Origin of the sequence: Enterococcus sp. 1001283B150225_161107_E12 (assembly GCF_015556925.1) — a bacterium.
Lineage (GTDB): Bacteria > Bacillota > Bacilli > Lactobacillales > Enterococcaceae > Enterococcus_B > Enterococcus_B mundtii.
This window is the reverse complement of the sequence record NZ_JADNNI010000010.1, coordinates 40,065-63,997: the sequence shown is the minus strand read 5'-3', so window position 1 is coordinate 63,997 and position 23,933 is coordinate 40,065. Positions and strand designations below refer to the sequence as shown.

The 23,933-nt window shown below is 38.7% G+C and carries 21 protein-coding genes and 1 riboswitch; of the genes, 18 read left to right on the top strand and 3 right to left on the bottom strand.

Annotated elements, in window-relative coordinates; translation table 11 throughout:
* The first annotated feature begins 3 nt into the window (after positions 1 to 3).
* The 14 genes from I2F89_RS09255 to I2F89_RS09185 all read left to right on the top strand — a co-directional run bounded on the left by I2F89_RS09255 (position 4) and on the right by I2F89_RS09185 (position 15,884).
* Entirely contained in the window at positions 4 to 717 is a 714-nt protein-coding gene (locus I2F89_RS09255) for a class A sortase (protein WP_071867197.1), read from the top strand.
* Between the two features lie 594 nt (positions 718 to 1,311).
* A complete protein-coding gene (gene licT, locus I2F89_RS09250) occupies positions 1,312 to 2,160 on the top strand; it encodes a BglG family transcription antiterminator LicT (RefSeq protein ID WP_071867196.1) in 849 nt (282 codons plus the stop codon).
* A 118-nt stretch (positions 2,161 to 2,278) separates the two neighbouring features.
* Complete coding sequence (locus I2F89_RS09245; RefSeq protein WP_071867195.1) at positions 2,279 to 4,150, top strand: beta-glucoside-specific PTS transporter subunit IIABC; 1,872 nt, start codon at positions 2,279 to 2,281, stop codon at positions 4,148 to 4,150.
* 16 nt (positions 4,151 to 4,166) lie between these two features.
* Positions 4,167 to 5,612 (top strand): glycoside hydrolase family 1 protein, encoded by a 1,446-nt coding sequence (locus I2F89_RS09240; RefSeq protein WP_195514238.1) that lies wholly within the window; start codon positions 4,167 to 4,169, stop codon positions 5,610 to 5,612.
* A 289-nt stretch (positions 5,613 to 5,901) separates the two neighbouring features.
* Positions 5,902 to 6,603 (top strand): GntR family transcriptional regulator, encoded by a 702-nt coding sequence (locus I2F89_RS09235; RefSeq protein ID WP_010734698.1) that lies wholly within the window; start codon positions 5,902 to 5,904, stop codon positions 6,601 to 6,603.
* Positions 6,604 to 6,881: 278 nt separating this feature from the next.
* Positions 6,882 to 8,216 (top strand): PTS sugar transporter subunit IIC, encoded by a 1,335-nt coding sequence (locus I2F89_RS09230; protein ID WP_071867193.1) that lies wholly within the window; start codon positions 6,882 to 6,884, stop codon positions 8,214 to 8,216.
* Positions 8,217 to 8,240: 24 nt separating this feature from the next.
* Positions 8,241 to 9,329: a DUF871 domain-containing protein gene (locus I2F89_RS09225; RefSeq protein WP_071867192.1), complete on the top strand. Its 1,089-nt coding sequence runs from the start codon at positions 8,241 to 8,243 to the stop codon at positions 9,327 to 9,329.
* Between the two features lie 9 nt (positions 9,330 to 9,338).
* Entirely contained in the window at positions 9,339 to 10,451 is a 1,113-nt protein-coding gene (locus tag I2F89_RS09220; RefSeq protein ID WP_195514237.1) for an amidohydrolase/deacetylase family metallohydrolase, read from the top strand.
* A complete protein-coding gene (locus I2F89_RS09215; RefSeq protein ID WP_074799864.1) occupies positions 10,435 to 11,535 on the top strand; it encodes a DgaE family pyridoxal phosphate-dependent ammonia lyase in 1,101 nt (366 codons plus the stop codon). Before I2F89_RS09220 ends, I2F89_RS09215 begins: the two co-directional genes overlap by 17 nt.
* Before the next feature lie 5 nt (positions 11,536 to 11,540).
* Entirely contained in the window at positions 11,541 to 12,290 is a 750-nt protein-coding gene (gene dagF / locus I2F89_RS09210) for a 2-dehydro-3-deoxy-phosphogluconate aldolase (RefSeq protein ID WP_115358133.1), read from the top strand.
* 2 nt (positions 12,291 to 12,292) lie between these two features.
* Positions 12,293 to 13,300, top strand: a complete 1,008-nt coding sequence (locus tag I2F89_RS09205) for a sugar kinase (RefSeq protein WP_195514236.1) — start codon at positions 12,293 to 12,295, stop codon at positions 13,298 to 13,300.
* Between the two features lie 835 nt (positions 13,301 to 14,135).
* Positions 14,136 to 14,711: a TIGR00730 family Rossman fold protein gene (locus I2F89_RS09195; protein ID WP_195514235.1), complete on the top strand. Its 576-nt coding sequence runs from the start codon at positions 14,136 to 14,138 to the stop codon at positions 14,709 to 14,711.
* Positions 14,711 to 15,151 (top strand): nucleoside 2-deoxyribosyltransferase, encoded by a 441-nt coding sequence (locus tag I2F89_RS09190; RefSeq protein ID WP_071867187.1) that lies wholly within the window; start codon positions 14,711 to 14,713, stop codon positions 15,149 to 15,151. The genes I2F89_RS09195 and I2F89_RS09190 overlap by 1 nt, the downstream gene beginning before the upstream one ends.
* Positions 15,152 to 15,167: 16 nt before the next feature.
* A complete protein-coding gene (locus I2F89_RS09185; protein WP_010734707.1) occupies positions 15,168 to 15,884 on the top strand; it encodes a deoxynucleoside kinase in 717 nt (238 codons plus the stop codon).
* Positions 15,885 to 16,056: 172 nt separating this feature from the next.
* Here I2F89_RS09185 and I2F89_RS09180 read toward each other — a convergent pair whose 3' ends face one another.
* A complete protein-coding gene (locus I2F89_RS09180) occupies positions 16,057 to 16,239 on the bottom strand; it encodes a hypothetical protein (RefSeq protein ID WP_071867185.1) in 183 nt (60 codons plus the stop codon).
* A 352-nt stretch (positions 16,240 to 16,591) separates the two neighbouring features.
* Positions 16,592 to 17,008 (bottom strand): hypothetical protein, encoded by a 417-nt coding sequence (locus I2F89_RS09175; RefSeq protein ID WP_071867184.1) that lies wholly within the window; start codon positions 17,006 to 17,008, stop codon positions 16,592 to 16,594.
* 304 nt (positions 17,009 to 17,312) lie between these two features.
* On the opposite strand from I2F89_RS09175, the gene I2F89_RS09170 reads away from it, so the two are divergent.
* The 4 genes from I2F89_RS09170 (at position 17,313) to I2F89_RS09155 (ending at position 22,993) form a co-directional block, all read left to right on the top strand.
* Positions 17,313 to 18,707, top strand: coding sequence for a glycoside hydrolase family 1 protein (locus I2F89_RS09170; protein ID WP_195514234.1), 1,395 nt, complete (start codon positions 17,313 to 17,315; stop codon positions 18,705 to 18,707).
* A 192-nt stretch (positions 18,708 to 18,899) separates the two neighbouring features.
* Positions 18,900 to 19,448 (top strand): hypothetical protein, encoded by a 549-nt coding sequence (locus tag I2F89_RS09165; RefSeq protein ID WP_080674330.1) that lies wholly within the window; start codon positions 18,900 to 18,902, stop codon positions 19,446 to 19,448.
* A gap of 312 nt (positions 19,449 to 19,760) precedes the next feature.
* Positions 19,761 to 21,839 (top strand): LTA synthase family protein, encoded by a 2,079-nt coding sequence (locus I2F89_RS09160; RefSeq protein ID WP_195514233.1) that lies wholly within the window; start codon positions 19,761 to 19,763, stop codon positions 21,837 to 21,839.
* A gap of 287 nt (positions 21,840 to 22,126) precedes the next feature.
* Positions 22,127 to 22,993, top strand: a complete 867-nt coding sequence (locus I2F89_RS09155) for a helix-turn-helix domain-containing protein (RefSeq protein WP_071867182.1) — start codon at positions 22,127 to 22,129, stop codon at positions 22,991 to 22,993.
* 181 nt (positions 22,994 to 23,174) lie between these two features.
* Here the strand turns inward: I2F89_RS09155 and ndk are convergent, their stop codons facing one another.
* Positions 23,175 to 23,609: a nucleoside-diphosphate kinase gene (gene ndk, locus I2F89_RS09150; RefSeq protein ID WP_010734714.1), complete on the bottom strand. Its 435-nt coding sequence runs from the start codon at positions 23,607 to 23,609 to the stop codon at positions 23,175 to 23,177.
* Positions 23,610 to 23,752: 143 nt separating this feature from the next.
* Positions 23,753 to 23,925, top strand: a riboswitch (M-box (ykoK) riboswitch).
* The last annotated feature ends 8 nt before the right edge of the window (positions 23,926 to 23,933 follow it).

Below are 23,933 nucleotides of genomic sequence, written 5' to 3'. Positions count from 1 at the left end.
TACATGAAAAAAAAAGGAAGAGCCAAAAAGTGGCTGGTCAATTTCCTATTGTTTCTACTATTATTAGTAGGATTAGCCTTGATCTTTAATGAACAGATCAAAGATTTTTTTGTTAAAAATACGGGAGATGCGTACGCTATTTCTAATGTGACTCGTGATGATATTGTCAAAAATAATCAAAAAGAGGCAAACTTTGATTTTGATTCAGTTGAATCAATGAGTTCAGAAGCGGTGTTAAGAGCCCAATTGAATCGACCAGATCTACCAGTCATTGGAAGTATCGCCGTCCCATCCGTCTCGATCAATTTGCCGATTTTTAGAGGGTTAGATAATGCAAACTTATTGTACGGTGCCGGAACATTAGACCCAGATCAAGAAATGGGGAAAGGCAACTATGCCTTAGCAAGTCATCGTGCCAACAATCCGGAATTACTTTTTACTCCGTTAGAAAATCTAAACTTAGGTGATAAAATCTATATCGTCGATTTGGAAAACGTCTACACGTACAAAGCGACATTCAAAGAAAAAGTCGACCCTTCGGCAACAGAATTATTGAACATCGAAGAAGGAAAAGAATTGATCACCTTGATCACTTGTGGTGATATGGATGCCATTACACGCCTAGTCGTCCAAGGAGAACTTGAAAGCATCACACCAATGAAAGAAGCCACCCAAGAAATGAAAAACGCCTTTGACATGCCAACGAGAACGTTTTAGGTAAGGTTGTGAAAAAGCCGTTCAGCTCCAAGTAATAAGGGCCTCCCTGAGAAAATAGTTTTCTATATTTTCTCAGGGAGGCCCTTATTATCGTAGGAGTTGGCTTTTGAACACTGTTTGTCAAGGTTATGAAAGAAGCGATCAGCACTAAGGCATAAGACAGAAAAATTGAAAATGGCTTTTTCATTTTTGATTTTTTTGGCTTATGACCGAAGTGTTGCTTCTTGAACACCGTTTATCAAGGTTGTGAGAAAAACGTTTTGATCTGAGCAGTAAGATAGAAAAAAGCTTTTCATATTCTGATCATCAACATCACAATAGAGGAAAAAGGATAGAAATGGCTCGTTCATTTCTATCCTTTTTCGTTGCTCTCATCGCTTGTATATTGGATTCATTGTGTCAAGATGCTTAAAGTTATTCACCTTTTAAAAAAAATAAAAACTATGAAAAGGGTTGCATAACAAATGTGATAGTGGTATAGTAAACGTAGTTAATCAATGGATTGTTACTGTTCGGCAGGCAAAACCAGAATTCAGCTAGTAATTACGGGCGGATTCTAGGTTTTTTTATTTTTTAGTTGGGAGGTCGATGTAGATGGTCATAGAAAAAGTCTTGAATAATAATGTTGTCATTTCAAAAAATGAATTAGGCGAAGAAATCATCTGCATGGGAAAAGGTCTTGCTTTTCAAAAAAAATCAGGCGATACGATCTCTGAAGAATCGATCCAAAAAGAATTTGTGCTAAAAGATTCTTTTACTACGCATCAGTTCCAACAATTGATGGCGGATGTCCCATTAGAAGAGGTCGATCTTGTGAAGCAGATCGTCGACCTTGCCGAAGAACAACTAAACATCCAATTATCGCCAAACATCTATTTGACACTGACCGATCATATCCATTACGCGATCAGTCGAGCAAAGGAAAACATCGAATTACCGAATCCTTTATTATTTGAAACAAAAAAGTTTTATCCTAAAGAATATCGAGCAGCCAAACAAGCCCTTCAACTTGTTGAAGAAAAGCTCGGTGTGACCTTACCAATGGATGAAGCAGGCTTCATAGCCTTTCATTTCGTCAATAGTGAACAGGGAAATGGCGACATGCAAGTAACGATGGCGGCAACGAAAATGGTGCGAGATATCCTAAGTATCATCAGTAAATTTTTTGGCATCGCCTTTGACGAAGATTCCTTAAATTATCAGCGGATCATTACACATTTACAATTTTTCACACAACGATACTTAAAAGATGAAACTTCGGATGAGAAAGATGAATTTCTTTATGCACTTGTCCAAGGAAAATATCCAAAAGCATTTCGCTGTGTGGAACGGATCAATGAATACCTGATACAAACACAGCAAAAAGAGATGGGACCAGGGGAACAAATCTACCTGACGATCCACATCCAACGTGTAGTAACTGAAAAACAAACCCAATCATAAGGATTGTTACTGGATCAAGCAGGCAAAACCTAGATTGAAAATATGGACACGTCTAATCACGTGACCGTTTTTTCAATCTAGGTTTTTTATTTTTATCAAAAAGAAAGAAGGAAAGAATATGGATAATCAAGCAGTAGGACGGAGAGTCTGGGAAGCCGTAGGTGGAGAAAAAAATGTTAATAGTTTAGTGCATTGTGCGACCAGACTGCGTTTCAAATTAAAAGATGAATCAATTGCAGATACGCAGAAATTAAAAAATGACCCCGATGTCATCCAAGTCGTTCAAAGTGGCGGACAATATCAAGTCGTGATCGGCAGCAATGTGTCTGATGTCTATCAAGCAATTGTGGATGAACAAGGCTTAGGAGAAGGGGCAAGTTCAGAAAGTGAGGATACTAGTAAAAATCCTTTGAATCGCTTGATCGATATTATTTCAAGTATTTTCACTCCATTCTTAGGTGCCATGGCAGCTGCTGGGATTTTGAAAGGTTTCTTATCACTGGCGACAGTTCTCGGTTGGCTGGCAGCAGAGAGTGGCACTTACCAAATTTTGTTTGCAGCAGCAGATGGGGTCTTTACTTTCCTACCAGTGATGTTGGCCTTTACAGCCGCAAAGAAATTCAAGACCAATCAATTTTTGTCCGTAGCAATCGCGATGGCATTAGTTTATCCAACAATCACGCAATTAGCAGGATCAGGTGTTGCAGTTGATTTCTTTGGTCTTCCAGTGATCTTGTCTCAATCAGGCTATACTTCTTCTGTTATTCCAATCATCTTAGCGGTTTGGGTACAAAGTAAGTTTGAGCCACTTGTGAAGAAAGTTATTCCACAATTTTTACAAATGATTTTTGTACCAATGATCGTCTTGTTAGTCATGGTGCCTTTGACATTCTTAGTATTAGGACCAATTGGAACCGTTATCGGTAATGCCTTAGGTGGGTTGTTCAATTCGATTTATAGCTTCAGTCCATTAGTTGCTGGGGTTATCATGGGTAGCATGTGGCAAGTGTTGGTTATGTTCGGGATGCACTGGGGCTTTGTGCCAATCATCTTCTTGAATATCGAACAATATGGCTTTGATGTTTTGATGCCAATGCTTTTACCAGCAATTTTGGCACAAGGTGGTGCAGCATTAGGTGTAGCTTTACGTACGAAAGATTCAAAATTACGCTCATTAGGGATCTCTTCAATGATTACTTCGTTCTTTGGAATCACTGAACCGACTGTTTACGGTGTGACGTTACCTTTGAAAAAACCATTTATCGTTGCCTGTATTTCCGGTGGGATTGGTGGAGGAATCATCGGGTTTGCTGGCGTAAAAGCATTCTCTAGTGGTTTGATCAGTTTACTGACCATCCCAACATTTATCAGTACCGATCCAGCGCTTGAATCAAGTGTAACCATGGCGATCATTGGTACAGCAGTTGCTTTTGTTCTTGGTTTTGTCGGTACTTACTTGATTGGTTTTGATGAAGAAGTACAAGATGAAAAATTAGAAGCAACAGAAACAACAACAGGGGATACGATCAGCACAGCACGTCAGAATTTGAAAAGTCCATTGACTGGAAAAGTCTTACCACTGACAGAAGTACCAGATAAAGTCTTCTCTTCTGGGGCAATGGGAAAAGGGATTGCAATCGATCCTGAGAAGGGCGAATTAGTTGCACCGGCAGATGGCGAAATCACGACGATTTTTCCAACAGGTCATGCAGTTGGTTTGACAACCACAGATGGTGTAGAGATTTTGATGCATATCGGAATGGATACTGTCGAATTAAACGGTGAAGGATTCTCAACATTTGTGAAACAAGGAGATAAAGTAAAAGCAGGGGACTTGCTTGTCCGCTTTGATATTGAGAAAATAAAAGCAGCAGGTTATAGCGTGATCACCCCTGTAGTCGTAACGAATACCGATCACTTTGCAGATGTGTTAGAACTTAATCAACAAGAAATTATTGCTAATGAAGATTTTCTGGCAATTGTAAAATAAAAGGAGGAAAACAATCATGACAGCACGATTCAAAAAAGACTTTTTATGGGGTGGCGCAACAGCCGCAAATCAATTAGAAGGTGCGTTCGACCGCGATGGAAAAGGCTTATCTGTCGCCGATGCAATGCCTGGTGGCAAACAACGTTTTGCAATCATAGGGAGCGAAGAATTTGATTGGACGATCGATGAGGAGAAATACCTTTATCCGAATCATCGTGGAATCGAACATTACGATCACTTCAAAGAAGATATTGCATTATTTGCAGAAATGGGCTTTAAAAGTTATCGTTTCTCCATTGCTTGGACACGAATTTTCCCCCAAGGTGATGAGCAAACACCGAATGAAGCGGGCTTAGCTTTCTATGATGAATTGATCGATACTTGCTTGAGTTATGATATCGAGCCAGTCATTACGATTTCTCATTATGAAATGCCATTACATTTAGCAAAAGAATACGGTGGGTGGAAAAATCGTCAGTTGATTGAGTTTTATGAACGTTTTGCTCGCACCGTGTTAGAACGTTACAGCAGCAAAGTGAAATATTGGATGACGTTCAATGAAATCAATTCAGCTTTCCATTTCCCAGCATTGAGTCAAGGATTGGTCAAAAGCAATGGCGCAAGTGACTACCAAAATATTTTCCAAGCATGGCATAATCAGTTTGTCGCTAGCAGTAAAGCGGTGAAGATCGCACATGAGTTGCGTTCGGATATCCAAGTAGGCTGTATGATCATTTATGCAACGACCTATAGTATTGATGCAAACCCGATCAATCAAGTGGCTACATTGATCCAAAATCAAGAGTTCAACTTCTTCTGTACAGATGTGCAAGTTCGCGGCGAATATCCAGCCTATACAGCACGTACGTATAAGAAATATGGTGTGGACGCGGAAAAACTAGAACAAACAGAAGAAGATTTCCAATTATTAAAAGAGTATCCAGTGGATTATATCGGGTTTAGTTACTATATGTCATCAGCTATCGATGAAACCAATCCAGATGCCGATACATCGAATGGAAACCTACTAGGTGGCGTGAAGAATCCATTCCTTGAAGCAAGTGAGTGGGGCTGGCAAATCGACCCTGAAGGATTGCGCGTGGCGTTGAACGAATTATATAACCGCTATGAAAAACCACTGTTTATTGTTGAAAATGGCTTGGGTGCGATCGATAAAGTGGAAGAAGATGGCTCAATCAATGATGATTATCGGATCGATTACTTGCGTCGTCATATCGAAGCAATGGCTGAGGCAGTTGCTGATGGGGTCGATTTGATGGGCTACACACCATGGGGCTGTATCGATTTAGTTAGTGCATCTACAGGGGAAATGAGTAAACGCTATGGATTTATTTATGTCGACCTTGATGATGAAGGAAATGGGACGTTAGCACGTACCAAGAAAAAATCTTTTGACTGGTACAAGGAAGTCATTAAAACGAACGGCGAAGAATTAGGATAAATAACGACTGGGCCATTTTTATAGAAAGGCCTTTCACCACAAAAGTCCTTACAAATTTAATGATTGTTTGAAATTTCTGATAAAATTCTCCTTGTTTTTATAATCGGCAATTATGTTATTAAAACAAGGATATAACAAAGGTACGAAAAAAGTAGGGTAATAAGCTTAGACGTTTTGTTATGTCTAAGCTTATTATTTGTACATAGGTAGACCAATTATCAATATTTCTATTCTTTTTTTTGTTTATTTATGTTATTCTTTTACTAACATAAAGGTGAAAGGTGAAGCTATGAAAAGAACGCGTGTATTATATTTAGAAGTAGCAGACAAGATCAAAGAGGATATTTTTTCAGGAAAGTATCCGGTGGGGAGTATGTTACCGACTGAAAATGAGTTAGAAGAATTGTTCCAAGTGAGTAAAATCACTGTGCGAAAAGCCATCGAGTTATTAGCTACAGATGAATATGTCGAAAAGAAAAGTGGTCGGGGAACGACAGTATTAAGCAATCGTCCTTACAATCGTTTATCTAAAGCCGAAAGTTTTACTCAGATCTTAAAAGATTCCCAATACGAGGTTCGCAAAGAAACGATTGGTTTAGAAAAAATCAGTATCAAAAAAGATCATCCATTATATTCGATGTTTGGTTCAGCTGCGGTATGCTTCAAGCGTTTGTACTATTTAAATGACCAACCATATATCTATTTTGTTCACTATTTACCAAAAGACATGAATAAAATGAAACAAAAAGAATTTGATAAAGAATCTTTGTACCGGTTGCTCACACAGAACAATCACATTATCGACTCTTTTTCAGATGACTTTTCTGCTACGTTTTTAACAGATGAAGAAAAAGCACTATTAAAGACGACTTCAGAAATCGGGATCAAGCGTGTACGTCGATCAACGACGGAAGATCGAGAAGTAGTCGAGTATTCAGAGGCAATTTATCATACGGATCTACATCCTTATCATATCAACTACGAAACATAGACAATCGCAATGAGGTCGGGGCAGAAGTGTGTAGCCTCGAGAAATAAGGCGTCATCCATGAAAATTGTTCTTCAAATTTTTGTGGATGGCGCCTTGTTTCTCGAAGAGGATACTTCTGTTCCCGCCGTTTATTCGGTTTCAGGAGGTGGGAGAGGCTGATTGTCTCAGTCTCTTTTTGTCAGAATAATCATATATTATAATGAAAATGTTTACATTATATCATTAATATGTTATCTTTTATTTAAACATTATAATGTTTAAATAAGGGGGAGTAACAAATGGATAAATTTGTAGGGTTGATCGAACAAAAAATCATGCCTGTTGCGAATCGGATTGGTACACAGCGTCACATGACAGCGATTCGAAAAGGAATCATTGCGACAATGCCATTAACGATCGTTGGTTCATTTTTTACGATATTGTTGAACATCCCGATTGCGTCGGTTGCAGCAGTCATTGAACCATATCGGGCAATTTTAGATATCCCATTTCGATATACAGTGGGAATCTTAGCTTTATACGCCACATTTGGGATTGCCTCTTCATTAGCAAAGAGCTATCGTTTAGATTCATTAACTGCCGGTATTTTAGCCTTGATGTCCTTTCTGATCGTAGCTGCGCCACCAACTCAAGTGTTGGAAGATCTTGAAGGGATAACCGCTGGACGCTATATCAATATTGCAAATCTTGGTTCAGGTTCTTTATTTGGGGCAATCGTAACAGCGATTTTGACTGTAGAGATCTATCGTTTCTTTATTGAAAAGAAAATCACGATAAAAATGCCAGATGGTGTGCCGCCAGAAGTGACGAATTCATTTGTTGCATTGATCCCAGGAGCAGTGATCTTGATTTTCTTTTGGGTCATCCGTCATTTGCTTGGCTTTGACTTGAATGGTTTCTTGAGTCAATTGTTGATGCCACTTAAAGGCGTGTTAGCAGGGAACAGTTTATTTGGTGGACTACTTACGGTTTTCTTGATTTGTTTCTTCTGGGTATTAGGGATTCATGGACCGGCTATCATGGGACCGGTGATTCGTCCGTTTTGGGATATCTCGATTGCTGAAAATATCGACGCATTCAATGCAGGAACCAATGCACATGATATGCCAAATATCTTTACAGAACAATTTTTACAATGGTTTGTCTGGATTGGTGGGGCAGGTACGACTCTTGCATTAGTCGTGCTATTCATGTTCTCCAAATCCAAGTATCTGAAAAGCTTAGGACGTCTGTCGATCCTTCCTGGTTTGTTCAATATCAATGAACCAATGATTTTTGGGGCACCGATCGTCATGAATCCAGTATTGGGCATCCCATTTATTGTCGCACCCTTAGTAACGACAACAATTTCTTATGTCCTTACGGTAAGTGGTTTAGTGCCAATGATGGTGGCACGGTTGCCTTTCGCGATACCAGCGCCATTTGCGGCTTGGATGAGTACCAATTGGAGCGTCGCTGCGGGTGTCTTAGTCGTGTTCAACTTCTTTATCACTTTAGCGATCTATTATCCATTCTTCAAAGTATTTGAGAAACAACAGCTGGCACAGGAGAAAGAAGAAGAACAAGCAGAGCAAGCCTCTGTCCAGATCACAGATGGTATCACGAACGAGTAAATAGAAAAGAAAGCAGGAGTTAATATGAAACGTTCACTAGGAATCTCTCTTTATCCTGATCACAGCAATCCGCAAGAAGATCGTGCCTATCTCGAAATGGCACATAAATATGGATTTACTCGAATTTTTATGAGTATGCTAGAAGTGACGGAGGGAACAGAACAAGTCAAACAGAAATTTCAACAATTGATCGAATACGCTGCATCACTTGGGTTTGAAACGATTTTAGATGTCGCACCATCGATTTTCGAACAGTTGAATATTTCATATGATGACATGAGTTTCTTTCATGAATTGGGTGCAGATGGGATTCGTTTAGATTTAGGCTTTGATGGCCGAAAAGAAGCGCTACTGACTTACAATCCTTACCAGTTAGCAATTGAATTGAATATGAGCAATGATGTGGCTTATTTAGAAAATATTTTGAGCCATCAAGCGAATACCCCTTTTTTATACGGGTGTCATAATTTTTATCCTCAAGCAGGAACTGGACTTCCTTATGAATTTTTTGAAACATGCAGTCGCCGATTTAAACGCCAAGGCATCCGTACTGCCGCTTTTATTACTTCTCAAACGGGCACAATCGGTCCTTGGGATGTGAACGATGGCTTACCAACATTGGAAATGCATCGCCAGTTAGGTGTTGTTCCAGCGGCTAAACATTTATTTGCGACTAATCTTATCGATGATGTCATTATCGGCAATGCGTATGCTTCAGAAGAAGAGTTGCAAGCGTTAGGTGCAGTTGATCGGTATCAGACTGTTTTTGCTATTGAGTTTCTTCCTCAGACCAATGAAGTCGAACGAACGATCGTCTTAGATGAGCAACACGTTCGCAGAGGAGATATCACGTCGCAAGTGATCCGTTCAACAGAAGTGAGAAAAACGTATCAAGCTGATGCTAATCCTCCTCATGACAATGAAGAAATGTTTCAAGTGGGAGATGTCGTTGTTGGAAATGATCGCTTTGGGAAATATAAGAATGAATTGCAGATCGTATTAACGCCACATCAAGATCCAAGAAAAAATAAAGTGGGTGCCATTGTGGCGGATGAACAACTGTTACTATCCTTCGTCCACCCTTGGTCAAAATTCAAATTTAAAGAAAAGTAGGCGTTTGTCATGTTTGATTTAATTATAAGAAACGGCAAGGAGTTAGGCAAAGAACCTGTTGATATCGGTGTGAAGAACGGCAAGATCGCCTTGATCAGTAAGTACATCGAAGAATCCGGGAAACAAGAACTGGTACTTACAGATGAACAGTATCTCTCTGCAGGGTGGATCGATGATCATGTCCATTGTTTTGAAGAAATGACATTATATTACGACTATCCCGATGAAATCGGTGTGGATAAAGGGGTAACCACGGTCATTGATGCTGGAACGACAGGTGCGGAAAATATCCACACATTTTATGAACATGCAAAGCAAGCAAAGACAAATGTTTTTGCTTTACTGAATATTTCAAAATGGGGAATTGTGGAACAAGATGAGTTGGCAGATTTATCAAAAATCCAAACAGATCTGGTTCATCAAAAACTAACAGAATTGCCTGATTTTATTGTAGGACTAAAAGCTCGGATGAGTAAAACAGTCGTGGGGGAAAATGGGATCACGCCTTTAAAGTTAGCAAAAGAAATCCAAAAGCAAAATGCTGGATTACCATTAATGGTCCATATCGGTTCTGCGCCTCCACGTTTAGATGAAATTTTAGCGCATATGGGAAAGAATGATGTGATGACCCATTGCTTCAATGGAAAGCCTAATGGCATCATTGATCCAGCGACCAATGAAATCAAATCCTTCGTCAAAAAAGCCATTGCTGACGGTGTGGTGTTCGACATTGGACATGGGACCGATAGTTTCAATTTTGATGTGGCAGAAACTGCGCGCCATGCGGAAATCAAAGCCGATTCGATCAGCACAGATATCTATATTAGAAATCGTAAAAATGGTCCGGTATATGATTTAGCAACGACGATGGAGAAACTCTACGTTGTCGGTTATTCTTGGCAAGAAATCCTTGAAAAAGTGACCAGCGCACCAGCGAGACAATTCAACCTAGCGACAAAAGGCAACATCAAAGAAGGCTTTGATGCAGACTTTACGATTTATAATTTTCTCGATCAAGAAAAGCAATTGACGGATTCGAATGGCAATACACGAACGATCACACAGCAAATTATCCCTGTAAGCGTTATTATTGGAGGTGTCAGTTATGACTGTGAATCATGAGAAATTCGGCTTGAATGAAGTGATCAATGCTTCTGGTCGAATGACGATCTTAGGCGTGTCCACTTTGAGCGAATCGGTGTTAGAAGCCCAGCGTTTTGGGGGCGAACATTTTTTTGAAATGGCTGAATTGATGAAGAAAACCGGTGCATACTTGGCAAAACAATTAGCAGTAGACGATGTTCAAATCGTTTCTTCCGCATCTGCTGGTATCGCTCAATCCGTTGCTGCGGTGATCGGTCAAGGATCGATGTATCATGTACATCACCCTTATGACGAAACGATCAAACGCAGAGAAATCATTTTACCAAAAGGTCACAATGTCGATTACGGTGTGCCAGTGGAATTAATGATCCAACAAGGAGGTGGGCATGTCATTGAGGCAGGGTATGCCAACCAATGTACACCTGACCACATCGAGGCGATGATCACCGAGCAAACAGCAGGTATTTTGTACATCAAAAGTCATCATACCGTACAGAAAAGTATGTTGGATGTGGCAGAAGCGGTAACAGTGGCTAATAAATATGAACTGCCTTTGATCGTTGATGCAGCAGCCGAAGAAGACTTACTGAAATATACCGCATTAGGCGCTGATCTAGTGATCTATTCAGGTGCCAAAGCGATTGAAGGTCCAAGTGCAGGGATGGTGATTGGTAAAGATCCGCTCGTTTCTTGGGTTCGTCTGCAATCACAAGGCATTGGTCGATCGATGAAGATCGGCAAAGAAAATGTTTTAGGCTTTGTCCAAGCAGTCGACGATTATTTGATACACGGTAGTGAATCAGGTGAATCGATGAAAAAAAGAGTTCAGCCATTTGTCGAGGCACTTGAAAAGTTGCCAGGTATCAAGGCTAAAGTCGTCCAAGATCCAGCTGGGAGAGAAATCTATCGTGCCAGTATCCAAGTCGTTACAGGCTCTGCCAGGACGATCATCGAGCAGCTAAAAGCAAAAGCCCCAGTCATTTATACCAGAGAGTACCAAGCGAACAATGGGATCATTGAGTTCGATATTCGCTCAGTGACGCAAAAAGAGATGGAACAGATCATCCAACGTTTAAATGAAATCTTACAACCAAAGGAGTAATCATGATGTCATTGACCCCAAATTATCTTGAAGATAGAATCTGTTTGAATGTGCTAGCCAATTCTGTCGAAAATGCAAAAGAATGTTATGAAGCAGCCGAAGGGCATATCTTATTAGGTGTTTTATCTAAAAATTATCCGAGTGATGATGCAGCTATCACAGACATGAAAAAATACCAAGAAGCAACAAATAACGCCTTATCGATCGGCTTAGGTGCCGGCGATCCAAAGCAAAGCCAGATGGTGACTCGCTTGGCGAAAGTATTACAACCGCAACATGTCAACCAAGTTTTCACAGGTGTTGGCGCTTCTCGTGCGGTCTTAGGACAGTCAGACACGATCGTCAATGGTTTAGTTTCTCCGACTGGAAAAGAAGGATACGTCAATCTTGCAACTGGTCCTTTAAGTAGCCAAGGCCCTGCTGCGATGGTGCCGATCGAAACAGCTATTCGTTTGTTACAGGACATGGGTGGAAGCTCGATCAAATATTTTCCAATGAAGGGATTGGCGCATAAGAAGGAATATGAAGCTGTTGCAGCAGCTTGTGCAGCGTTTGATTTTTATTTAGAGCCAACGGGTGGAATCGATTTAACGAATTTTGAAGAAATCGTTCAGATTGCATTAGATGCAGGAGTCAAAAAAATCATCCCCCACGTCTATAGTTCGATCATTGATCCAGAGACAGGTGATACTCGACCACAGGAAGTCCGTCAGTTGTTGGCTATGATGAAAAAATTAGTGAAAACAGGTGAGTGACCATGAAAATCGGTGCATTTGGTGAAGTGATGTTGAGGCTGACACCCCCTGAATATCTGATGTTGGAACAAACGCACACTTTGCGTATGGCTTATACTGGAACAGGTGTGAATCTAGTTGGTAATCTAGCACATTTTGGAGTGGAAAGTTACTTGTTGACGGCACTACCAGCCAATCGTTTGGGAGATGCAGCGTTAGCTAATTTGAAGAGTTTAGGCATCAATACCTCCTATGTCATTCAAAAAGAACAACATATCGGCACTTATTTTGCTGAGATGGGCTATGGAATCAGACCAACAGAAATTACCTATCAAAATCGTAAAAATAGTTCTTTTGGCTTAGCTACAGTGGCTGATTATACCATCGAGGACTTTATCGATACAGTAGATTTAGTCCACATCTGTGGCATCAGTTTGAGTTTGAATGAGCATTCAGCGGAAGTGGCACTTGCTGTAGCAAAAACAGCGCATAGGAAAGGGAAAAAAGTTTGTTTTGATTTTAATTTTCGTCCGAGTCTAAACCAAGAGCCAGATAAAAAAAGAGTGATGAAGGAACGTTATCAAGAAATACTGCCCTATTGCACGGTCATCTTTGGTTCTGTTCGTGATTTGTCTGAATTGTTAGAGAGGCCAATGGACCTTTCCAGTCGTTCTGCCAAAATTCGTTCGTTTCAAGCATTTTTAAGTGATTACCAAATCGACTGGTTTGCTGGTACGACACGGCAATCAACCAGTGAAAAGAAACAACTAAGTGGCTATCTGATGACTTCGACAGAATGGATCGAAACAGAAGCGTATCCACTGGATAGTTTAGATCGTATCGGAGCAGGTGATGCCTTTGCTGCGGGGATTTTATTAGGCTATAGTGAGAATTGGTCATTGGATCGAACCGTCCAATTTGCATTAGGTAATTCACGCTTAGCCCACACGATCCAAGGGGATGTGCCACTGACGACCAGAAAGCAAGTGGACCAATTATTGACACATCCAACGATTGATTTGAATCGATAAAATAAGTTATACAAAAAACTGGGCGAAAAATGGTACAGTTTTTCGTAGCTTTTCAGATTCGCTTGACTCTCTATCTGGGAATCAGTATCATAAATGGCAGATAGAAACAGTCAAATAAAAAAGGCCCCCCAATTTTTAGTGGCAGCTAAAAATTGAGGGCTTGAGTAGTCAACGCATTGACCAATCAAGTTTGCCATAGTCAATGGAAACCATCGACCGAGTTCATTGTATCGAATCTTAAAGGAGATTGCTAGCTTTTTTGTCGATTAAATGAATAAAATGTATGGGCTTTTATTTACTGTGCCAAAAGAGGAGGGACAATCGTGCCCTCTTCTTTTTTGTCCAACACGTATACCCAAGGACGATTGATCAAACAGTAAGTCTGAAAGAACAAGTAATGATCCACAACATCGTTTATTGCTTTTTTAAATGCTTTCTTATCAATGATCAAGGCAAGTCATGCGTTTTGACCTCATGGATCGTTTGACTGTTTTCTATCTTCTATCGGATCAGCCGTTGAGAATTTGTTGATCGATACAAATAAAAATAACAAAAGAAACAAAATGGATTTCTTTCTTCAACAGAAGTCAAATGTTATTCGCAAGAAAGTCGAAAGAAAGAGAATATCACAAAGTAAGACCATACGTTTTTTTAGTTTTTAGTTATTTAAAAAATGGTATTAAAACATAATATATTGAAATTTCACCCGAAGACAAAACACTATATATAGTGTTTTTTATTTTGCATAACACTAAAATACAACTAAATCTAGTCTTTTATTTTAAAAAAACACGAGTAGAATAAGGGTAGATCGATTAGTAAGGATGTGTTTTTTTTGAAGTTGACTATTTTTTGTGGTTCACGTTTTGGGCAAGATCAGAAGTATCTTCTGTTAGCTGAAACGATTGGAAAATATATGGCAGAAAAACAAATTGAATTGGTTTATGGTGGCTCAGATTCGGGTATCATGGGTGTTTTTAGTCGCACGATCTTACAAAATGGCGGACGAGTAACAGGGATCTATCCAGTCGGGCTATTTTCTGAAGAATTACCAAAAACAGATGTTACCACGTTTATACCAACGGAAACGATCGATAAACGTAAGGAACTACTATTCGAAAAAGGGGAGGCAGTGCTGGTGTTTCCTGGAGGACTAGGTACACTCGAAGAATTTTCGCAGCTACTCTCCTGGATGGCGATCGGCTTGATACCAGAAAAACCAATTGGTATCCTTGATGTTCATGGGTATTATTCAGGATTGAAAGAATTGATTGGGAATTTCGCGAGAGAAGGATTTATGGCTGAGAAATGGCTCAACCATCTTTATTTTTCAAATGATCCTTTTGAGCTGATCAATCAATTATGTGCAACAGAAAAACAAACGAAATCAATGATGCAGGAGATTAAATAATGAGTTATATTTATTTAGCAGGACCTTTCTTTTCAGAGGAACAAATCGAGCGGATTGCTCAGGTTGAAAGGGCATTGACTGCCAATCCAACGGTGGATAGTTTCTACTCACCAAGACACCATCAACACAGTAATTATGAGATGTTTAGTGGCGGCTGGGCGCAAGAAGTCTACGAGAGAGACATGAAAGAACTTGCCTCGGCAGAGCAAGTCGTAGCAATCCTAGATTTTGAACATCAGACGATCGATCCTGGCACTGCCTATGAATTAGGCGTCGCCACGATGATGGACAAACCGATCATCATTTTTCAAGAAGAAACGGTACCAACTAATTTGATGATCACACAAAGTTTACATTCATATGTAAAAACGTTCGAAGCGATCCAAGCATATGATTTTAAGATGTTACCCAAAAGTGCTTATAAAGGCGAATATTTATAGAATGAGAAGGGATTAGATGTCAGTGATATTGATTTCAGGAACAATTGGCGCAGGAAAGAGTAGTTTGACCGATATGCTTGCCAAAAAGATTGATTCAACACCATTTTATGAAAATGTAGAGGACAACGAGGTACTACCTTTGTTTTACTCTAATCCAGAGCAATATGCGTTTTTATTACAAATCTTTTTTTTGAATAAACGATTTTTAGCTATGAAAAATGCATTGAACCATGATGATAACGTATTGGACCGTTCGATTTATGAAGACAGTTTATTGTTTCATCTAAATGCTGATCTAGGTCGTGTGTCAGATATTGAAGTCCAACAATACGATAACCTCTTAGATACGATGCTTCATGAATTAGATGATGTTGCACCTAAAAAAAGACCCGATCTACTCGTGCATATCAAAGTCTCTCTTGATACGATGTTGGCACGAATCAAAAAACGTGGGCGAGACTATGAACAATTGGATAGTGATGAAACGCTTTATCAGTATTACCGCTCATTGAATGAACGGTATGATCAATGGTACGAAGACTTTGATGTTTGTCCAAAAATCCAAATAGATGGTGATGCCTTTGATTTTGTTGAAAGACCTGAAGATGCACAAGTCGTGATAGAGCAGATCCAAGCAAAATTAGCTGAATTAGAAGAACAGCAGTCTGGAAGTTACTATACCGACAATCAACATGCTAAAGGACAGCAATTAGATTCGTCAGGTGCTATGTAAGGCGAGACAAAAGCAAAATTCGCTTTTGTTTTCAACCTGTAACTGAATAAATGCTGGAGCTAGAAGTTATCTCTTAAAAAATAAGGCAACAACTACAAAAAATGGAAGAATGATTTTTGTAGTTGTCGCCTTATTTTTAGAGACTAAACACTTCTGTTCCGCGCTCTTTTTTTTAATTATTTGTTTCTTTGTTCGACTCTTCTCGGTTTGTAAAAAACTCAAAAGGTTGATTCGAACCCTCGATCATTTTATGGCAATGGTCACAAAAATTAGCTCTTCCTTGGTCGTTGATCTCTGTGTGTACATTTTGGTTCGTCGTACAGGTACAGTAATCTTGAGTATTTGCTGTCTGCATATTCTTTCTCCTTAGTATATCAAGTGCTTCTTTACTATAGCAGAAACACAGGATAGAAACAAAATTAATTAAGAAAACTTAGAATTTTTAGCGATGAGCACGTCTCAGAAAATTGACTCATCATTGTGGGCTTTTATAGTGAAAAATGGCTAAAAGATGCACGATCTAATGAAAAGAAACATGAGTGGGACAGCATATTCTAAAACTGAATAAACGGCGGAATAGAAGTTACCGCTTCGAAAAATAAGGTACCATCCACAAAAATTAGAAGAACAACTTTCGTGGATGGCGCCTTAATTTTCGAGGTTAAACATTTCTGTCTCGACTGTTGCTTTTATGTTGTGCACTCACACTATAACGTATAGATATTACCTTCTTCATCTTCTATACGAAAATTACCGATTTTTCTAAAATGAAAAGTCTGAGTCGAACCGTCTTTTTTACCAACAATCGTATACTCCTCATTTTCAGTTGTGATCTTGACATCGGTTAACACGATTTTCTCTGGAGATGCGTTTGCTGTATCAGTTTCAGACTCAGCATATGTTCGTGTCCATTCCATCGTGTCATCTTTAAATTTGATCTCTGCATTGGCAAGGTCCATGTTTTTTCGGACCTTCAGTGTATAGGTGCTATTTGTTATATCAGATTTATCCGCCTGAAAAGTGGTCGTATTCGTTGTTTCTTCCGTTGAGTGATTTGATTGATTACAGCCAGAAAAAGCGAATAAGGCAAAAATCAACGAAAAGTAAATCAATGTTTTTTTCAAAATAATGCCCCCAGTTGATTGGATAAAGTGATTATACCATTGAATCCAGCAACATGAAATAAATGGCTACAAAAAGTAAGTTTTTGAAGCGATTGGTGTTTTAGAGTGGTTCTAGGAGAAGTTTGCTGGGAAGTAAAGTAAACATTTTTAGTCTCATTGATTCAATTTTATTATTTATCTTAATTGGTCTAGTCTTTTTTTGGAAAACGGTTTATAATAATGATTGTAAGCGGAGAAAACGTTTGCTGTATTGTGATATGCGACATAAAAAAACATAAATGAAAAGAATCAACGAGGTGCAAAAATGACAACATATCAATTTCCAGAAAAATTTTGGTGGGGTTCTGCAGCAAGTGGACCACAAACAGAAGGACGGATACCTGGCGATCATAAAGGAGACAATATTTTCGATTATTGGTTTTCCAAAGAGCCAGAAAAATTCTTTGATCAAGTCGGTCCGGAAAAAGCGTCGCAAGTCTATACCAAATATAAAGAAGACGTCCAGTTGATGAAACAAACCGGACATAATTCATTTCGGACATCTATTCAATGGAGTCGCTTGATTCCAGATGAAACAGGTGCAGTCAATCCCCAAGCAGTCGCATTTTACAATAGCTATTTTGATGAACTGATTGCACATGGTATTGAGCCATTTGTTAACTTGTATCATTTCGATATGCCGATGTACCTTCAAGAAAAAGGTGGTTGGTTAGCTCGTGAAACTGTCGAAGCTTATGAAACGTATGCCAAAACTTGTTTTGAATTATTTGGAACGAAGGTAAAAAAATGGTTCACGCATAATGAACCCATCGTTCCTGTTGAAGCTGGTTATTTATATCGTTGGCATTATCCTGAAGAGTCGGATATGAAAAAAGCAGTTCAAGTTGGCTATCACGAGGCACTATCTTCTGCTTTAGCTATCAAAGCTTATCATGAAACAAAACAAGACGGTAAAATCGGGATCATCTTAAATTTAACACCTAGCTATCCAAGAAATGAGAACGATCCTGCCGATGTGAAAGCTGCGCAAATCGCCGATGCCTTTTTCAATCGCTCATTTTTAGATCCCGCTGTTAAAGGAGAATTTCCACAAGAATTGATCGAGATCGTAACCGAGCTAGAGATTCTTCCGGACATGCAAGAAGAAGATCTAGCAATCATCAAAAATAATACGGTAGATCTTTTAGGAATCAATTATTACCAACCACGTCGTGTTAAAGCCAAAGAAACAGCAGTCGATACAACAAACGGCCCAATGCCCGAAGATTACTTTGATAACTATGAAATGCCGGGACGTAAAATGAATCCTTATCGCGGGTGGGAGATTTATGAAAAAGGTATTTACGATATTTTGATCAATGTTCGAGACAACTACGGCAACATCGACTGTTTTATCTCAGAAAACGGTATGGGTGTTGAAAATGAAGCCCGCTTTATTGAAGGTGACGGAATGATCCATGATGATTATCGCATCGAATTTGTCCAAGAACACTTAAAATATGTGCATCAAGCAATTGAAGAAGGTGCGAACTGCTTAGGTTATCACATGTGGACGTGTATGGATAACTGGTCATGGACGAATGCGTATAAAAATCGCTATGGCTTTATTTCAGTCGATCTAGCTGATGGCAAACGGACGATCAAAAAATCTGGCTACTGGTTCAAAGAAGTAGCTGATACAAATAGTTTTTCTCTATGATTAGAAATTTGTTCTTTTTTGAAATTTTTTAATTTTAAAAATGATCCCGAGATTCACGATGATCTCGGGATTTTCACTTTTATAAAACATTAATATGTGTTATTTTTTATCTTTTTCTTTAATTTCTTCGCTTAACGTTTCATTTTTTGTATATAATAGATTAGGTAAATTTGAATGGGAGTGGAAGAAGGTATGCGAAAAAAAAGGCCTTTTCTTCTCTTTTGGTTAATTGGCTTTTTTATAATACTTATGTTATCCGCAGTATTTTCTGGTAAAATGACCGCTGATCTTGCGCACAAAGAACCAGAAACAACCATTGCAAATAAAGCTTCAGTAGATGAATTCAAAAAAGAATTTTCAACCTATTGGTGGGCGGACTACGAAGTTGTAGCGAACTATGAAAAGGGAGAATTAGAGATTTATCTGCCAAAAGACAAGGAAAAAAATCAATTCATCAATGTGAATGATGTATTAAGTGCCATTTCAATCAGGCAAGTCCAACACGGAGACAAGCACTTGAGTGTGCTGCTTTTGACCGAAGATAAACAGAAAGTCGCACGGTTAAAAAATGGAAAGGTATCTTCTAGTTATTCTGAAAAAGTAGACCCAGAAATGGTCAATCAACGCTTGACTGAATGGCGGAAGACGACAGAAGAAATCCAAGAAATAACTGAAACCACCACCTCTTCCTCTGAAGAGACGTCCAATACGACTAATTCTAGTGTAGTAACTGGACCGTAACAGCAACAAGCGCATAAACAAGTGAAAAAAGTTCAAATTTTCGAACATAAAAATATTGAGATCAGCTAGTTGAAGAGTTGGCGCAAGAAATGTTCAGCTCTGATCAATAAGGCGGAATCTAGGCAAATTAAAGCAATTTGCCTAGATTCCGCCTTGTTTTTGAAGCATTTACTTTCCGGAAAGCAGAAAAGCATCTGTAGAACACCAGTTATTAATTTATAAAAAAGAGTAAAAAATCAGACTTTTTTAGCAAAAACGAAATGTTTAGGAGCAAAATAGACAGGAACAATAATTTAGAGAGAAGTGGTGACTTTGACACAACTAAAAAAAATTGGCCAACATCAAGTACTCATCGTTTTGATTGCTGGCTTTTTCTTTTGGATGAAAACGATTTTTGCTTACTACACTGATTTTTCTTTAGGCGTAGAAGGAAGCATCCAAACGTTTATTTTATGGATCAATCCAATAGCAACAACACTATTATTTTTTGGTATTTCCTTGTATTTTAAGAAAGTCAGAACAAGTTTGATCGTTTTATTTATCATCGATTTTTTAAACACATTATTGCTATATTTGAATATTATTTTCTATCGTGAGTTCACCGACTTTATTACTGTTAAATCAGCACTAGGTTTCTCCAAGGTTTCCCAAGGATTGTCTGGTAGCTCTTTTTCTCTGATGAAGCCACATGATATTTTATATTGGATCGATATCGCTGTCTTTGCTTTTTTGCTGATTCGCGTATTTATAAAAAAAATACCATTGAAGGCACCCCCTGTGCGTAAGCCAGTGGCGGTTGCGGTGACTTGTTTGTCTGCTTTGATCTTCTCTGGGAATCTGGCAATGAGTGAAGCGAATCGCCCTCAATTATTGCAACGGACATTCGATCGTTCTTATATTGTCAAATATCTTGGACTTGATGCCTATACGATCTATGATGGGATAAAAACAGGGATCACTAGTAGTGTCAGAGCGCACGCAAGCAGCAATGGCTTAGATGAAGTTCTCGATTACACCAAATCTCACTACGCTGCTCCTGATCCAGAGATGTTTGGACTTGCAAAAGGAAGAAATGTGATCGTATTGCATTTGGAAAGTTTTCAACAATTTTTGATCAATATGAAAGTAGATGGACAAGAAGTCACTCCTTTTTTAAATAGTCTCTTTACCGACCAAGGAACAATCAGTTTTGATAACTTTTTCCATGAAGTTGGCCAAGGGAAAACTAGTGATGCTGAAAACATGTTGGAAACTGGAACGTTTGGGTTGCCTCAAGGTTCGTTGTTTACAGAATTAGGTTCAGATAATGTGTTCCAAGCTGCTCCAGCCATCTTGGATCAGACACAAGGCTATACCAGTGCGGTTTTTCATGGGAATGTCGGTAGTTTCTGGAATCGTGATCATGTATACAAAAATCTAGGGTATGATAATTTCTTTGATCGCTCATATTTCGATGATTCAGATGAGATGCTTGGCTATGGTATTTTAGATAAAAATCTATTTCGAGAATCCGCAAACTATCTCGAACATTTGCAACAACCATTTTATGCGAAGTTTCTTTCTGTCACGAATCACACCCCTTATTATACAGATGACAAAAACTTTGATTTTCCTTCGTTGAATACAGGAAATAGTACCGTTGATAATTATGTGCGAACGGCTCATTATTTAGATCAGTCTCTCAAACAGTTCTTTACTTATTTGAAAGCTTCTGGGATTTATGACCATTCGATGTTCGTGATTTACGGGGATCATTTTGGTATCTCGAATACGGACAATAAAGACCTTGCTTCAGCACTAGGAAAAGATCCAGAAACATGGGGCGATTTTGATAATGCGCAGATGCAAAGAGTACCGCTGATGTTCCATATTCCAGGTTATACAAAAGGAACAGTCAAACATGAGTATGGTGGTGAAATCGATGTTTTACCAACTTTACTCCATTTATTAGGAATCGAGGATAAAAATTATATCCATTTTGGTACAGATTTACTTTCACCTCAACATGATCAAGTCGTGGCATTTAGAAATGGAAATTTTGTCGCGCCGGATTACACCGTACTAGGTGGAAAAATCTATGATACGAAAACAGGGGCATTACTTGAAGAAAACCAAGCAGCGGAACAAAAAGTCGCACAAGAACAAAATCAGGTAAAAACAGCTTTGAGTCTTTCTGATAAACTCAATCAAGAAAATCTCTTGCGATTCTATGTGCCAAATGGATTTACGACGATCGATCCTGCAAAGTATGACTATAAGAATCAAGTGCAACGGAACCAACAAATTGAAAAAGAAAAAGGTGCAGCCTCAACAAGTGTCTATTCTAAAAATCATGATCAAACAACAACCAATCTATACCCTACAGAGGATGGAACGGCGGACAAACCATAGACATGGCTAGATGTCGGTGAAGGAGCAAGCTATCTGAAGGCTTCTTTCACAACCTATGATAAACGGTGTTCAGGTCAAAGCGCTTCTTTCACAACCTTACTAAACTTCTAAAAAGTTGTAATTTTCACTTTTTAGAAGTTTTTTTATTGTTCTTCAAATATTTTTTTTATTTATGCGTACTTAATTAGTGAATGCAATAAATATTTCGATAGTTAGTTCTCTTTTTCGGTGGTTGTTCTGACGAAGAGGATCTTATTGGAAAATGCACACACTAAAGGAGGCATATTATGCACGATGGAGAATTGATCAAAAAATTACGGGTAAGTCGCAAGTTGACACAGTCACAATTGGCAGAGGGAATCTGTTCAAAAACTTCGCTTGTGGGGATCGAGAATCGTACGATCAAAAAAATTTCTTTTTTAACACTGATGGCATTCCTTGATCGATTGAATATCACACTTACTGAATACGAATCGCTACGAAATCAAGTGGAAGAACCACGGAAAACGAGAAAAACACGCAATCTATTGAATAAAGTACAGGAGGAAGATTTTGATCCCTACAAAGAAATTGCCGACAATCGCAAGCAATTTAAGCGAACGGCTGATCTTTACTATCTTGTATTGAATATACATATGTATTGGAAATCAAGTGTGAAGCCAGATATCCAATTGGAATTTTTGGGATATGAGATACGAATGATCGAAGATTACTTTATGAAAATGAAAGAATTTGGTCGATATGAACTAGACTTATTAGCGGAGTTTCCCTTTATTTTCAGTGATTCCTTTATCGAAAACAATTATTTGAAAATTAAAAAAAGAATGCGTAAAGCAATGAAGTCAGGTTATGATCAGTGTTTGTTTCTTTTTTTGAAGAATTTGACTGTCTATTATATCGACAAAAAAAGATATAAAAAAGCACGAAGTATCAATGAAGATATGTATCGTTGTCTAGGTTTGAAATCAAAGACAGCAGTCATTTACGAGAGTTTGATGTCCGATTATTATCGTCGATTGATCGCCACAGCTTTAGGGGAACCCATCAAAAAAGAGGAATTTGAGTCATTATTTGCAGTGATCGAGTATACCTTAGGCAAAGAAGAGCGAGATGAATTAGAAGAAAAACTATGGTCTATCCAAGCACAACGCTAGAGATTTGGTGAGAGCGGCTATTTAGTGGGTATTTGACTTAATACAAAAGGAAAACCAGTCCCTCTAGTATTGAGTCAATACTCTCACTAAACGTGTGACGTATGACCCCTATCAGAAGGACTGGCATATCAATATTTTGATCAAAAAAATGATGCACTTAAAAAGTCAGTGATCAAAAAATTCATTTTTTCGCATCTTCTACTTTCTTTGTATCGAATGGCGGAAAGAAACGTGTGATCTCAGTATTGGCTGCATCTCGTGAATCCGAAGCGTGAATGATATTTTCTGTTCCAGGTAAGGCAAAGTCGCCTCTGATCGTCCCAGGAACAGCATCGGCTGCTTTTGTTGCACCGACCATTTTGCGTACGAGATCGATCACATCTTCACCTGTTAATACCAGATAGACGACTGGACCAGAAGTCATATAGTCGATCAAGTCATCGAAAAAGCTTCGATTAGATAGATGTTGATAGTGTTCTTTTGCTAGTTTTTCAGTCATCGTCGCGAATTTCATTTCAGCGATTGCGAATCCTTTTTCTTCAAAACGCTGGATGATTCGGCCAATCAAATGACGTCTTACCCCATCAGGTTTGATAATAACAAGTGTACGTTCCATATCCTTCACTCCGATCTGTTGTGATAAGCTCATTATACCTAGAGAAAGAAAACATGACAAACGAATCCCTTATAGTTTCAATTTTTTTGAAAATGTGTTTGACATTCCAGCCAATAGTTGTTACATTAGGTGAGGAAAAACTGAATAAGATTTGTTAGGTGAGGCTCCTATACAAACATAGGCTACTGCCCAAAAATGTCGAGAGACGCCAATGGGTAGAACAGGAATTGTCGAGATAAGGCTTTTCATAAGGTAGCTAAAAGCTCTTTTGCTTTTTACGTTGTATAGTGCCAAAACTCAACGAGTAGATCATCCATGCTTTTT